The sequence below is a fragment of the Oryzihumus sp. genome (genome assembly GCF_036391795.1).
Lineage (GTDB): Bacteria > Actinomycetota > Actinomycetes > Actinomycetales > Dermatophilaceae > Oryzihumus.
The window spans coordinates 1-13263 of sequence record NZ_DASVZH010000176.1 but is presented as its reverse complement, the minus strand read 5'-3'; the positions used below and the strand labels follow the sequence as shown (position 1 = coordinate 13263).

The window sequence follows — 13263 nt, the reverse complement described above, 5'->3', positions numbered from 1 at the left end:
CCGCGGCGGCCCAGTGCGGTGGAGCCGGCCACGCCACGTCCGCTCGACAGGGCAGCGCCGGACCCGGTGCCGCCCAGCCCGTAGAGGGAGTCCAGGCCACCGGCCAGCACCAGCCGCTCGGCGACAGGCCGGCTGACCCGGGCCCGGTGCCAGAAGTCGCCCAGGCTGGCATAGGGCTGCCCGGCCACGATCCGCTCGACCTCGGCGTCACTGATCCCCTTGACGTCGGCCAGCGACAGCCGGATGCCATAGGCGCGGCCGTCGGGCAGGTCGGCATCGGGCCGCTGCCCCCACACCGGCACCCGTTCGATGCGGTAGCTGCCCGTGGAGGCGTTGACGTCCAGGCCGAGGACGGCGATGCCCAGGCTGCGGGCGTCGTCGAGGATCAGCCGCTTGGGGTACATCCCCGGGTCGTGGGTGAGCACCCCGGCCAGGAAGGCGGCCGGATGGTGGGCCTTGAGCCACGCTGACTGGAAGGTGGGCAGTGCGAACGCCGCGGCGTGGGCCTTGCAGAAGCCGAACGAGGCGAACGCCTTGAGCACCGCCCAGATGCGGTCGACGTCCTCGGCCGAGTAGCCGCGGGCCAGCGCCGCCGGGCGCCACCACGACTCCACCTCCTCCTGCCCCTGTGGGGAGCCGAGGGCACGGCGCACCTCGTCGGCCTGCGCCAGGGTCACGCCGGTGGTCTCGGCGACGATGAGCAGGACCTGCTCGTGGAACACCACGACGCCCTGGGTCTCGCGCAGTGCGGGCACCAGGGTGGGATGGAGGTACTGCGGCTCCTCCCAGCCCTGCCGGGCCCGGAGGAACGGGGTCACCATGTCGGACTTGACCGGACCGGGGCGGAACAGGGAGATGTCGGTGATGAGGTCCTCGAACGTCTCCGGGCCGAACTTGCCGACCAGCTCCCGCTGGCCGGGGGACTCGATCTGGAAGCAGCCCAGGGTGTGGGTGGAGCGGATCAGCCGGAAGGTCGCGTCGTCCTCGAGGCTGACCTGGGCACGGTCGTCGAGGTCGACCCGGACGCCGTCGACCCGCTGGACCTCCTGGACCGCGTGGGCCATCGCCGACTGCATGCGGATGCCCAGCACGTCGAGCTTGAGCAGGCCGAGGGTCTCGACGTCGTCCTTGTCGAACTGGCTCATCGGGAAACCCAGCCAGCTGGCCTCCACCGGGGTGCGGTCGAGCAGCGTGGCGTTGGACAGCACCACCCCGCACGGGTGCAGGGCGACGTGGCGAGGCAGGCCGTCGAGCCGCTCGACGAGGTCGAACAGCACCCCCAGGCGGGGCGAGTCCAGGCCGCTGGCCCGCAGCTCGGGCAGCTCCCGCAGGGCGTTGCGGGCGTCCCGGGCCCGGATGTGCGGGAACGCCTTGGCGATGGCGTCGATCTCGACCGGCGGCAGGCCGAGGGTGGCGCCGACGTCGCGGATCGCGTGGCGCACGCGATAGGTGTCCATCATCGACACGCAGGTGACCCGGTCACCGCCGAAGCGCTGCAGGACCTGCTCGTAGATCTCGGTGCGGCGGGCCGACTCCACGTCGATGTCGATGTCGGGCAGCTGGGCTCGCAGCGGGGAGCAGAACCGCTCCATCAGCAGGCCGTGGCGCATCGGCTCCACCCCGCTGATGCCGAGCAGGTAGTTGACCAGGCTGCCGGCGCCGGACCCGCGGGCCGCGACCCGCACCCCCATGTCACGGATGAGGTCGCACACGGCCGCGACGGTGAGGAAGTAGGTGGGGTAGCCCAGCGCCGCGACCACCGCGAGCTCCTCCTCCAGGCGGGCGGTGACGGCGGCGAGCTCGCGCTCCCCCGCCCCGGCGTAGCGGACCGGGACCGCCTCGTGGCAGCGGCGGGCCAGCACCTGCTGGGGGACGTCGTCCGGCGCGAGGCCCAGCACCGACGGCTCGGGCAGGTGCACCGCTCCGATGCCGAGGTCGGTGCGGGCGTCCAGGCCACAGGCGTCGGCCAGCGCCAGGGTGTCGGCGACCAGGCGCTCGGCGCGCTCGCGCTCGCCGCTGCCGCCCCCGGTCGGGCCGGCCCCCACCGCGGCGGCCACCTCCAGGGCGATGGCACGCATCCGTGCGGCCGGGGCGAGATGGGCGGCCGTGGTGACCCGGTCGAGGTGCCGGGTGTCCAGCGGCACGAGCCGGCGGGCAGCGTCGAGCACGTCGACCGTGCGCGCACCGTCCGGGTCGGCGTGCCGGACCGCGGCGGTGAGCACTGCCGGGAGACCCGCCTCGTCGGCCAGGCCGAGCAGCCGGGCGGCGTGCCCGACGCTGGCCGGAGACCCTTCCGGCCCACCGTGGCAGACCACCTCGACGACCACCGACCCGTGGGGCAGCCGGCTGGTCCACCGCTGCAACAGCGCCCTGGCCCGGTCGGGCCGCCGCTCCAGCAGGGCCCGGCCGACGTCGGACTGCGGGCCGAGCAGCACGACCAGGGCGGGGGCGCCCGTGGCCGGGTCGAGCGCGTGCTCGGCGACCAGGTCCAGGGAGCTCACGGGGGACCCTCGCTCCCCGGACAGGTGGGTGCGGGTGACCAGGCGGCACAGCCGCGCCCAGCCCACTCCTGCCGGCACCCCGGAGGCCTGGCCCCGGGCGAGCACGGTCACCCGCGGGTGCCGCGGGTCGACCTCGGCACCACCGCGCACCGGCTGTGCGCGGACCCGCCCGGAGGCCCGTGGCGGCTCGGGGCGCGAGACCGCACCCGGACCACGGCCGGTCCCCGGGACACCTCCCGCACCCGCAGCACCCCACCCTGCCCCGGACCCCCGCCCCGATCCCGGGCGCACCGGCTCCTCCGGCCGCACCGCCAGGTCGACGCCGAGGACCGGGGTCAGTCCCGCCTCGGAGCAGGCCTGCACGAACCGCACCGCGCCGTAGAGGCCGTCCCGGTCGGTCAGCGCCAGCGCCGGCTGCCCCAGCGCGGCAGCACGCTCGACGAGGGCCGCCGGGGTGGAGGAGCCGTAGCGCAGGGAGAACCCCGAGGCGACGTGGAGGTGGGCGAAGGCATCGGTCACGGTCGTCCTGCCGGCGTGACGAGCGCGGGCAGCGTCGCGGCGACCGGCAGCCCGAGGGCGGCCTGGACCAGGCCGAGGAAGACCTCGGCCTGGCGCAGCAGGTCGTCGGCCTCCCGGGTGGGCAGCGCCACCGCGCCCCGCTCGACCGCAGCCCGGCGCCGGGCAGAGGCGGCGAAGAACACCGCCCACTCGGTCAGCTCCGGCGCCACCTCGGGCAGCACCTCCCAGACGCTGCGCGGCCGCGAGCGCCGGGTGGGCCGGCTGCGCGCCGCGAGCAACGCCGCCGCGGCACGCAGGGCGGCGAGGTGGGCCTCGACGTAGCGCTCGTCGACGGTGCCGGCACGACAGGCGTCGAGCAGGCTGGCCCGGGACCGGTCGAGCAGGTCGAGCGCGGTGGTCGCCATCGGCGCCCGCGGGGCGCCGGGGCCGGACGTCATCGCAGTGGTCCTGGCGGTGGTCGTGGCGGTGGTCATCTCGGGTCCTCTCCTGCCGCGGTGGTCGGGGTCAGCGGGTGGGCGGGTCGGCGGTCGGTGGTCGGTGGGGTCCCGTACCGGGCGACACCCGGGTCGGGCGTCAGTCGGCGACGCGCACCAGGCGCCAGCCGGGCACCCTGCCGTCGCGGGCCAGGTCGTAGACGCCGGTGCCGAGCAGCCGGCCCGGGCTGGCCGCCACCCGCCACACGTCCTGCTCGAGGTCGGGCGCCCCCACCGGCTCCCCCTCGCGCGGCTCGAGCGCCTCGCGCCACCAGGCCCGGCGCTCCCGCCAGTGCCCGATCACGTCGCGCACCACGTAGAGCCGGCCCCGCCACACGAACGCGGCCGGACGAGCCTGCAGCTCCACCCCCGGGTCGTCGGCGTCGCGGGTCTCGCGGACCTCGATCGGCTCCTCATAACGTCGCACCATGACCCGCTCCTCGCCTGCACACCCCGGACTGGACCGCACACCGGCCCGCGATGGCGGGGTCGAGGCGCCCCGCGGGCCGGTCGTGCGGTGGTCGGACAGGCCTCGCGGACACCGGGATGTTCGTACGCCTGTTCGATAGAACAAATGTACACCCGGCCTCGGACAGGCCGTCAACCTCTGGACACCCCCTTCCCGCCGAACCCCTGCATGGCTAGCGTCGAGCCATGACGCACGTGCCGACCGCGGCGCCGGAGCCTGTCCTCGACCACCCCGCGGTCCAGCGCGTCGCGACGGCCCTGTCGGCCTTCGGCGTGCGGGGCACGATCACGGTGCTCGACGACGCCGCCCGCACCGCGCGCCAGGCAGCGGTCGCGCTCGGCGTGGACCCGGCGCAGATCGCCAACTCCCTGGTGTTCAAGGCCCACCGCCCCGGCGGCGCGGAGGAGTCGCTCCTGGTGCTCACCTCCGGGGCGCACCGGGTGGACACCGTCAAGGTCGCCGACCTGATCGGGCTCGAGACGGTCGAGCGCGCCGACCCGGAGTTCGTGCTCGAGCACACCGGCTTCCCGATCGGCGGCGTCCCCCCGGTGGCCCACCTGCGCCCCCCGGCCACGCTCGTCGACGTCTCCCTCGCGCGCTACGACCGGGTCTGGGCCGCAGCCGGACACCCCCACGCCGTCTTCCCGACGTCCTACGACGAGCTGCTGCGCATCACCGGCGGCCAGCCCGCCGAAGTCGCCTGAGCCCCTTCCCCGACGTGACTCCCGCCCGGCCCCGGACCGGCTCTGGGGCACCGCGCATCTGAGTACCTGTACGGATAGGCCCCACGGCACCGGCCGAGGAGGATGGTGCCCGCGCAGAAGGGGGAGCGCACGATGGGCACGAGGACCGGTTGCGGGTCTGGGGAGGGGCACACCTGCAGCCGGGCTCGTGCCCTTCCCCATGTCCCCGCCGGATGACCCCCGCTCAGTGCCACCGCCGGTATGCCGGGGGCCCGGGCGGCCGCCCGCCGCACCGGTGCCGGTCCGCACCCCACCCCCGCAGCTCCGCACCCGCGCGACCGCCTGCCCGCCGGCTCCTCCGCACTGCGGACGCGGACCGTCCGCAGCTGCCCCTACGGTGCTGCGTGAGCGGGTCCGGTCAGGGCCGAGCCACGACGAAGGGGGCACAGGTGCGATCTCGGACCGAGGGCATGTGGTGGGGAACGGCGATCGAGGCACCGGACCCCGCCGCGCTGGCGAGGTTCTACTCCGCGTTGCTCGGGTGGCCGATCGGGCACGAGGAACCCGGCACCACCGTCCTCGCCACTGCCCCCGGGGGTCCCTTCGTGGTGTTCCAGCAGGCGCACGGCTACCAGCCGCCGGTGTGGCCGCCCGTCGCCGGCCGGCAGCGGACGATGATGCACCTCGACATCCAGGTGGGCGACCTCGACGCGGCCGTCGCGGAGGCGGTTGCGCTGGGCGCCGCGCTGGCCGGCGAGCAGCCCCAGGAGCACGTCCGGGTGCTCCTCGACCCGGCCGGGCACCCGTTCTGCCTCTGCCGGGACGACGGCTGACCGCCGCTGCAGGAGGAGCGCTGCGGTCCGCCGGCCGAACCCCTCAGACCCCGAGGTTGGCGTAGACCTCCAGCGTCGCCGTGGAGCGGTTCATCGTGTAGAAGTGCAGGCCCGGCGCCCCCTCGGCCAGCAGCCGCTGCGCCAGCTCGGTGGCGACCTGCACCCCCACCTCACGCACCGCGGCCGGGTCCCCCGACACGGCCTCGAGCCGCTCGACGACTGCCCCGGGCAGCGGCGTGCCCGAGAGCTGGGCCATCCGCTCCACCTGGCGCACGTTGGTCACCGGCATCAGCCCGGGGATGATCGGCAGGTCACGGCCGCGGGCCACCACCCGGTCGCGCAGCCGCACCCAGGCGTCGGCGTCGAAGACGAACTGGGACACGGCGAACTCCGCCCCCGCGTCCGCCTTGCGCACCAGCACGTCCGCGTCGTGGTCCAGGCTCGGGGACTCCGGGTGGCGGTCGGGGAAGGCCGCCACGCCGACGGTGAACGTGCCCAGGCTCCTGACCAGCGCCACCAGCTCGTCGGCGTGGTCCAGCCCGTCTGGGTGGGCGGACCAGGGCGAGCCGGGACCGCCGGGCGGGTCGCCGCGGAGCGCCAGGACGTTGCGCACGCCGGCGTCGGCGTACTCCCCCACCACCTGGCGCAGCTGCGCCACGGACCGGCCCACGCAGGTCAGGTGCGCCATCGGGGTCAGGGTCGTCTCGCGCGAGATCCGGCCGGTGACGCGGACCGTGCGGTCCTGCGTCGAGCCACCCGCCCCATAGGTCACGGACACGAACGTCGGGCGCACCGCCTCCAGCCGGCGGATGGCCTCCCAGAGCGCCTGCTCGGCCGCGTCGTCCTTGGGCGGGAAGAACTCGAAGCTGTATGACGCACCCTCCGCCGCGAGCACCTCGGGGATGGAGCGGGTGACGTGCTCGGCCCGGGGCAGGATGGACGCGGTTCCGTGTGCCATACCGGCCAGCGTAGGTGAACGGGCGCCACGTAGGCTCGGACCATTCAGCATCCGGGAGGCCCCGTTGTCCAGTCCGCTCGACGCCCATGACCTGCGCGCCCGCGTGCAGGCCGTCGTCGACGCCGAGATTCGCACGCAGAGCGCCGTCCTCGGCGAGATCGGCGACGACCTGACGCCGCTGGTGTCCGCCGTCGCCGCGCTGCTGCGGGGCGGCAAGCGCCTGCGCGCCGCGTTCCTCTACTGGGGCTACCGTGCCGGCGGCGGCGCCGACGGGGACGCCGTGGTGCGGGCCGCCACCGCCATGGAGCTGTTCCAGGCCGCGGCCCTGCTGCACGACGACGTCATGGACGACAGCGACACCCGCCGCGGCCTGCCCGCCGCGCACCGGCGCCTGGCCACCGAGCACACCGAGCAGGGCTGGACCGGCGACGGCGACCGCTTCGGCGTGGCCGGGGCGATCCTGGCCGGCGACCTGTGCCTGACCTGGACCGACGAGCTGTTCGCCACCTCGGGGCTGCCGGCCGCCGAGCTCGAGCGCGCCCGGCCGGTCTTCGACCGGATGCGCACCCAGCTCATGGGCGGGCAGTTCCTCGACGTGCTGGAGTCGGCGCGCGGGTGGGAGTCCCTGACCACCGCCGAGCGGGTGGAGCGGGCCCGCCGGGTCATCCGCTACAAGAGCGCGAAGTACACCGTCGAGCACCCGCTGCTCATCGGCGCCACCGCCGCCGGCGTCGGCGAGGCCGACCTCGCGGCGCTGTCGGCCTACGGCCTGGCGCTGGGCGAGGCGTTCCAGCTGCGGGACGACCTGCTCGGCGTCTTCGGCGACCCGGCGCAGACCGGCAAGCCGGCCGGCGACGACCTGCGCGAGGGCAAGCGCACGGTGCTCATCGCCGAGGCGCTCGACACCGCCGGGCCGGCCGGGGCCGCCGCGGTGGACAAGCTGCTCGGGCTGGCCGACCTCGACGACGCCGGGGTCGAGGAGCTGCGCGCGGTCATCACCGGCAGCGGCGCCCTGGAGCGGGTGGAGCAGCGGATCACCGCGCTGGTCGCGGACGCCCATGCCCACCTCGACGCGACGACCGGGCTGACGCCGGAGGGCCGCGAGATGCTCGCCACCCTCGTCGACGTCTCCACCGCCCGCTCGGCGTGAGCCGGCCGGCCCACCCGGGCCCCGAGCACGTCCTCGTCGTCGGGGCGGGCCTGTCCGGCCTGTCCGCGGCGATGCACCTCGCCGGCGCCGGGCGCAGGGTCACCGTCCTCGAGCGCGGGTCCCGCCCGGGAGGCCGGGCCGCGGGGATCGAGCTGGCCGCCGCGGACGGCGGCAGCTACCGGCTGGACACCGGCCCCACCGTCCTGACCATGCCCGACCTGGTCGCCGACTGCTTCGACGCCATCGGCGAGCCGATGGAGCGGTGGCTGAGCCTGCGCCGGGTGGAACCGGCATACCGGGCGGAGTTCGCCGACGGCACGGGGCTGTCCATGACCTCCGACCCGGAGGCGATGACGCAGTGGATCCGCGACTTCGCCGGGCCGGCCGACGCGGCCGGCTACGAGCGCTACGTCGACTTCGTCACCCGGCTGTACCGCCTGCAGATCGGTGAGTTCATCGACCGCAACTTCGACTCGCCGCTGGACCTGCTCGGCCCCTCGCTGGCGCGGCTCGTCGCGATGGGCGGCTTCCGCCGGCTCGCGCCGACGGTCGCCCGCTACTTCCGCGACGAACGGCTCCAGCGCATCTTCAGCTTCCAGGCGCTGTATGCCGGGGTGTCACCGCAGCGGGCCCTGGCCATCTACGCGGTCATCTCCTACATGGACCTCGTCGAGGGCGTCTTCTACCCCGTGGGCGGGATGAGCGCGCTGCCGCAGGCGATGGAGGCGGCGGCGCGCAGTGCGGGCGTGGAGTTCCACTACGACGCCGAGGTCACCGCGGTGCAGTGGTCCGGTGACCGGGTCACCGCGGTGGCCACGGCCGACGGCACGCAGCACCAGCCGGATGCGGTGGTCGTGACCGCGGACCTGCCCGGTGCCCGCGAGCTGCTGCGCCGGCCCGAGCGGCGCCTGGTCCGGCCGCGCTGGTCCCCCTCCTGCGTCGTGCTCGCCGCCGGCGTCACCCGGACCTGGGAGGACCGCCCGCACCACACCATGCACTTCGGCCACGCCTGGTCGGAGGTGTTCGACGACCTCGACCACGGGCGGCTGATGCGCGACCCGTCGTTCCTGGTCTCCCTGCCCTCGGCCACCGATCCGGCGCTGGCCCCACGGGGCCGCAGCGCGGCCTACGTGCTCTTCCCGACCCCCAACCTCACCGCGCCCCTGGACTGGGAGCGGCTGCGCGAGCCCTACCGCGAGCAGGTGCTCGAACGGGTCGAGGCCGCCGGGTGGAGCGGGTTCGCCGACGGCATCGAGGCCGAGGTGCTGCTCACGCCGGCGGACTGGGCCGCGCAGGGGATGGTGGCGGGCACGCCGTTCGCGGCGGCGCACACCTTCGCCCAGACGGGGCCGTTCCGCTCCCCCAACCACGTCGGCGACAACGTGGTGCTGGCCGGCTCGGGCACGGTCCCGGGCGTGGGCGTGCCGATGGTGCTCGTCAGCGGGCGGCTGGCCGCCGAGCGCCTCGTGGGCCGGGACCCGCAGCGCCGGTCGCGGGCCTGGCGATGAGGCTCGCTGCGCCCCCTCCGCGGCCCGACCTGGCGGCCGCCTACGTGCAGTGCCGCCGCATCCACGCCCACTACGGACGGACCTACTACCTCGCCACCCGGCTGCTGCCCCCGGAGCGCCGCCCGCACGTGTGGGCGCTCTACGCCTTCGCCCGCGTGGCCGACGAGATCGTCGACAACGCCGCCGGCGGAGACCCGCGCCGGCTCACCGGGTGGTCCGAGCACGCCCTGGCGGCGGTGCGCGCCGCGGAGCCGCCGCACCCACGGCTGGAGCCGGTGCTCGCCGCGACCTGGCACACGATGCGCGCCTACGACCTCGACCCGGGGCTGCTGGAGGAGTTCCTCGCCTCGATGGCGATGGACCTCACCGTGACCCGCTACGCGACGTGGGAGGACCTGCGCGGCTACATGCGCGGCAGCGCCGCCGTCATCGGTGAGCTCATGGCGCCGGTGCTCGGCGCATCCGGGCCGGAGGCGCTGCACTGCGCCGGGACGCTCGGCGAGGCCTTCCAGCTGACCAACTTCGTCCGCGACGTCGCCGAGGACCTGGACCGGGGCCGGATCTACCTGCCCGGGGAGGACCTGCACCGCTGCGGGGTGAGCGAGGACGCGCTGGCCCGCGCCGTGCGCTGCGGGCGGCCCGACCCGGAGGTGCGCACCCTGGTCGCCGTGCAGGTGCGCCGGGCCCTGGACCTCTACGAGCAGGCCCGGCCGGGCCTGGCCATGGTGGACGCGAGCGCCCGGCCGTGCCTGGAGGCCGCCTTCACGCTCTACCGGGCCATCCTGTGGCAGGTGGTCGACCACGACTTCGACGTCTTCGCCGGGCGCCTGAGCGTGCCCCGCAGGGCGCGGCTGCTGACCGCCGGCCGGGTGGTCGCCGCCGCCGGGGTCAGCCGCCTCGCCGCTCGCGCCGGCCGGCGGCCACCCAGGCGCTCGTGGACATGAGCACCAGCGCGAAGCCAAAGGCGATGTCCTCCACGGGGGCGAACACGAACCGCCCGTCACCGAAGGCCACGATGCGTCCCGAGCCGAGGATCGCCGCGTCCGCGTAGCGCACGATCCCCCGCCCGGTCAGCCACCCGTTGGTCAGCAGCTGGAAGAACAGCACGATCCCGTACGCCGTCCACCAGGTCCGGGTGCGCAGCAGCCGGGTCCGCAGCACCAGGGTGTCGACCAGGACGGCCACGACGACCGCGACCAGCGCGGCGGCGGTGTAGGTCATGGCCGGCTCACCGGATGCTCCCCCGCCGGCGCACCTCGGCCACGGCCTCGTAGGTGAGGATCCCGGCCAGGGGGATGACCACGAAGAACGCCAGCTCCTCCAGCGGCAGGCCCAGCACCCGTGGGGGCAGCGTCTGGGCCGGGTCGAAGCGCCAGTGCCCGGCGGCGGTGGCGGCCACGTCCCAGGCCAGGAACAGCACCGCCACGGGCAGCACCGCGAGCGCGAGGCGCCGCACCTGGCGCAGCACCCCGAGCCGGTAGTACCAGCTCAGCGGCAGGGTGCCGGCCAGGCAGAAGGCGAGCATCACGGCATACGCGCCGTTGCGCACGCCCACCTAGAAGGCGAGCTCCATGGCGCGCCGGCGAATTTCGGTCTTGTGACCGGCCAGCAGCGCGTCAACCGGGCTGCCCTCGACCGGCAGGGTCGGGTCGGGGGTGTGCAGCCAGCGCAGCGACTCCTCGTCGCTCATCCCCCCGTCGGCGAGCACCGTGAACGTCCCGCGCAGCTCCGGCAGCGGCCCCTCGGCCCCCACGAAGCGGGCCGGGACCTTGATCGCCTTGTTCGGGCCGACGCGCACGCCGATCAGCTCGCGGTCGGCGAGCATGCCGCGCACCCGGGACAGCGGGACGTGGAGGCGTTCGGCGATCTCCGGGACGGTCAGCCAGTCGCCCACGAGCTGCTCGAGGTCGGGCTCGGAAGTGGTGTCGTCAGTCACGGGACCAAGGGTGCCACTGCCTGCGCTCAGCACAAATTACATCGATGTAAGTCGATATGGATCGAGGTGAATCGGTTACCGTCACATGATTCACAGTTGTACCGTCAGTCACAGGTGTCACGAAGCCCCCGCTCGCACAGCCCGGTGCCGTGCCGAAAGGACCCCAGTCATGAGCCCTGCTGGCCTCGCTCCGTCCCTGCCCGCGGCGCCCGGCGCCCAGGCGCTGAGCCCGGCGGTCGTCGCCCGGGCCAACCCGGCGCCGTACGGCTGGCAGGCCTACGTGGTGCGCCCGGCCGACACGCTCAGCGAGATCGCCCTGCGCACCCGGACCACCACCGGGACGCTCATCGCGCGCAACCACCTCAGCGGCGGTGGGCACTTCCTGCGGATCGGCCAGCGGCTGTGGGTGCCCCGGGCCCGCCCGGTCCACCACGCCCCGGCCCGCCCGGCCGCCCCGCGGGTGCGCGCCTACACCGTGCGCAGCGGGGACACCATCGGCGCCCTGGCCCTGCGCTTCCGGGTCAGCGAGGCCACCCTGCTGCGCCTCAACGGGCTGGACCGCCGCGGCCTGATCTACGCGGGCAAGACCCTCAAGGTGCCCGGTGCCGCCGTCAGCACCGCCCGCGCGGCGGCCAAGGCACCCACGACCCGGACCCTTCGGGTGCGCGTGCGGCCCGGGGACACCGTCGGCGCGCTCGCCCTGCGCTACCACGTCAGCCAGGCCGCGATCGTCAAGGCCAACCGGCTGCGCAACCCCGGCATGGTCCGCATCGGGCAGGTCCTGGCCGTCCCGGTGAAGGCGAGCTCCCCCGCCTTCAGCGCCACCACCTTCGCCGGCCGGACCTACTCCCCCGGGGTCGTCGGCGCCGCCGCGCGCAACCGCGCCTACCTGGCCACGCACGCGGTGCCCGGCCGCAGCGCCACCCGGGCGATGATCGTCAGCACCGCCCGCCGGCACGGGGTGGACCCGCGCCTGGCCCTCGCGGTCGCCTGGCAGGAGTCGGGCTGGAACCAGCGCCAGGTCTCGGTCGCCAACGCCATCGGCACCATGCAGATCATCCCCAGCTCGGGCGCCTGGGCCTCCGAGCTCGTCGGGCGCCGGCTCAACCTGCTCAACACCCAGGACAACATCACCGCCGGGGTGGTCATCCTGCGCTCCCTCCTGCGCGGCGCCAGCTCGGAGAAGCAGGCGATCGCCGGCTACTACCAGGGCCTGGCCTCGGTGCAGCAGTCCGGGATGTATGCCGACACCAAGGGCTACGTCGCGGCCGTCCTCGCGCACAAGGCCCACATGTAACGTTGCGGGCCGGGCCGTCGGGGCCGCGGGTGAGCGCCCGACGGCCGAGCCTGCGCGGCATCCCCGCCGCCGCCACCTAGACTCTCCGCGTGACAACGTCTGTGCCCGAGTCCATCGTCGGTCGCGTCCTCGACGGGCGTTACCGGGTGCTCTCGCACATCGCCGACGGCGGGATGGCCTCGGTCTACGTCGCCCTGGACCAGCGCCTCGACCGCGAGGTGGCACTGAAGGTCATGCGCCCCGGCCTGGCCTCCGACGAGAGCTTCGTGAGCCGGTTCCGCCGGGAGGCGCGCTCGGCCGCCCGGCTCTCCCACCCCCACGTGGTGGCCGTCTACGACCAGGGCGAGGACGGCTCCGACGTGTTCCTCGCGATGGAGCTGGTCAACGGGCACACGCTGCGCCAGGTGATGAAGAGCGAGGGCCCGCTGACGCCGCGCGCCGCGCTCGACATCCTCGACCCCGTCCTGCAGGCCCTCGCCGCGGCGCACGCCGCCGGGCTGATCCACCGCGACGTCAAGCCCGAGAACGTCATCCTGCGCGAGGACGGCGTGGTCAAGGTCGCCGACTTCGGCCTCGCCCGCGCGGTGAGCGCACACACCTCGACCTCCCAGACCGGCTCGCTGCTCGGCACCGTCGCCTACCTGTCCCCCGAGCAGGTGGAGCGGGGCATCGCCGACGCGCGTAGCGATGTCTATGCGGCCGGGCTGCTGCTGTTCGAGATGCTGACCGGCACCAAGGCCTACACCGGCGAGACACCGATCCACGTGGCCTACCAGCACGTGCACAGCCAGGTCCCGGCCCCGTCGAGCCGGATGCCCTCGGTCCCGCCGGAGCTCGACGCGCTCGTTGCCCGGTCCACGGCCCGCGACCCCGACGAGCGTCCCCGCGACGCCGGCGAGTTCCTGACCGTGCTGCGCCGGGTGCGCGCCGGGCTCG

The 13263-nt window shown here is 75.0% G+C and carries 14 protein-coding genes; 7 read left to right on the top strand and 7 right to left on the bottom strand.

From position 1 onward, the window contains the following. The 3 genes from VF825_RS10580 to VF825_RS10570 form a co-directional block, all read right to left on the bottom strand. Positions 1-3020 (bottom strand): DNA polymerase III subunit alpha (locus VF825_RS10580; protein WP_331112988.1); only part of this gene is annotated, 3020 nt, incomplete at its 3' end. After that, the gene (locus tag VF825_RS10575; protein WP_331112986.1) at positions 3017-3493 is read right to left on the bottom strand and encodes an SAV_6107 family HEPN domain-containing protein; all 477 of its coding nucleotides are present in this window, start codon (positions 3491-3493) and stop codon (positions 3017-3019) included. The genes VF825_RS10580 and VF825_RS10575, both read right to left, overlap by 4 nt. A 100-nt stretch (positions 3494-3593) precedes the next feature. After that, positions 3594-3923, bottom strand: coding sequence for a DUF6504 family protein (locus VF825_RS10570; RefSeq protein ID WP_331112984.1), 330 nt, complete (start codon positions 3921-3923; stop codon positions 3594-3596). A gap of 224 nt (positions 3924-4147) precedes the next feature. Here VF825_RS10570 and VF825_RS10565 point away from each other — a divergent pair, with 224 nt between their 5' ends. Beyond that, positions 4148-4666, top strand: coding sequence for a YbaK/EbsC family protein (locus VF825_RS10565; RefSeq protein ID WP_331112982.1), 519 nt, complete (start codon positions 4148-4150; stop codon positions 4664-4666). A 428-nt stretch (positions 4667-5094) separates the two neighbouring features. Beyond that, complete coding sequence (locus tag VF825_RS10560) at positions 5095-5478, top strand: VOC family protein (protein WP_331112980.1); 384 nt, start codon at positions 5095-5097, stop codon at positions 5476-5478. A 43-nt stretch (positions 5479-5521) separates the two neighbouring features. Here the strand turns inward: VF825_RS10560 and metF are convergent, their stop codons facing one another. Then, positions 5522-6436 (bottom strand): methylenetetrahydrofolate reductase [NAD(P)H], encoded by a 915-nt coding sequence (gene metF / locus VF825_RS10555; RefSeq protein ID WP_331112978.1) that lies wholly within the window; start codon positions 6434-6436, stop codon positions 5522-5524. A 64-nt stretch (positions 6437-6500) separates the two neighbouring features. Here metF and VF825_RS10550 point away from each other — a divergent pair, with 64 nt between their 5' ends. From VF825_RS10550 to VF825_RS10540, 3 genes are read left to right on the top strand one after another with little or no spacing between them, the layout of a single operon-like run. Further along, positions 6501-7586, top strand: a complete 1086-nt coding sequence (locus tag VF825_RS10550) for a polyprenyl synthetase family protein (protein WP_331112976.1) — start codon at positions 6501-6503, stop codon at positions 7584-7586. Next, complete coding sequence (gene crtI / locus VF825_RS10545; protein ID WP_331112973.1) at positions 7583-9094, top strand: phytoene desaturase family protein; 1512 nt, start codon at positions 7583-7585, stop codon at positions 9092-9094. The genes VF825_RS10550 and crtI overlap by 4 nt, the downstream gene beginning before the upstream one ends. Beyond that, positions 9091-10038, top strand: coding sequence for a phytoene/squalene synthase family protein (locus tag VF825_RS10540; RefSeq protein ID WP_331112971.1), 948 nt, complete (start codon positions 9091-9093; stop codon positions 10036-10038). Before crtI ends, VF825_RS10540 begins: the two co-directional genes overlap by 4 nt. On the opposite strand, the gene VF825_RS10535 is transcribed toward VF825_RS10540, so the two are convergent. From VF825_RS10535 to VF825_RS10525, 3 genes are read right to left on the bottom strand one after another with little or no spacing between them, the layout of a single operon-like run. After that, a complete protein-coding gene (locus tag VF825_RS10535) occupies positions 9983-10315 on the bottom strand; it encodes a lycopene cyclase domain-containing protein (protein WP_331112969.1) in 333 nt (110 codons plus the stop codon). The two genes, VF825_RS10540 and VF825_RS10535, sit on opposite strands and share 56 nt — an antisense overlap. A gap of 7 nt (positions 10316-10322) precedes the next feature. After that, on the bottom strand, positions 10323-10649 hold the full coding sequence (locus VF825_RS10530) for a lycopene cyclase domain-containing protein (RefSeq protein WP_331112967.1): 327 nt from the start codon (positions 10647-10649) through the stop codon (positions 10323-10325). Continuing rightward, on the bottom strand, positions 10650-11030 hold the full coding sequence (locus VF825_RS10525; RefSeq protein WP_331112965.1) for an Rv2175c family DNA-binding protein: 381 nt from the start codon (positions 11028-11030) through the stop codon (positions 10650-10652). It abuts the gene before it with no gap. 169 nt (positions 11031-11199) lie between these two features. Between VF825_RS10525 and VF825_RS10520 the strand changes: the two genes are divergently transcribed. After that, positions 11200-12327, top strand: a complete 1128-nt coding sequence (locus VF825_RS10520) for a LysM peptidoglycan-binding domain-containing protein (RefSeq protein WP_331112963.1) — start codon at positions 11200-11202, stop codon at positions 12325-12327. Between the two features lie 89 nt (positions 12328-12416). Beyond that, the coding region (locus VF825_RS10515; RefSeq protein ID WP_331112961.1) for a protein kinase domain-containing protein at positions 12417-13263 on the top strand (847 nt) is incomplete at its 3' end.

Bases quoted from the DNA above. Each gene is read 5' to 3' on its own strand.
- VF825_RS10575 (WP_331112986.1), bottom strand. From the start codon at position 3,493: ATGACCACCGCCACGACCACCGCCAGGACCACTGCGATGACGTCCGGC.
- VF825_RS10570 (WP_331112984.1), bottom strand. From the start codon at position 3,923: ATGGTGCGACGTTATGAGGAGCCGATCGAGGTCCGCGAGACCCGCGAC.
- VF825_RS10565 (WP_331112982.1), top strand. From the start codon at position 4,148: ATGACGCACGTGCCGACCGCGGCGCCGGAGCCTGTCCTCGACCACCCC.
- metF (WP_331112978.1), bottom strand. From the start codon at position 6,436: ATGGCACACGGAACCGCGTCCATCCTGCCCCGGGCCGAGCACGTCACC.
- VF825_RS10540 (WP_331112971.1), top strand. From the start codon at position 9,091: ATGAGGCTCGCTGCGCCCCCTCCGCGGCCCGACCTGGCGGCCGCCTAC.
- VF825_RS10535 (WP_331112969.1), bottom strand. From the start codon at position 10,315: ATGACCTACACCGCCGCCGCGCTGGTCGCGGTCGTCGTGGCCGTCCTG.
- VF825_RS10520 (WP_331112963.1), top strand. From the start codon at position 11,200: ATGAGCCCTGCTGGCCTCGCTCCGTCCCTGCCCGCGGCGCCCGGCGCC.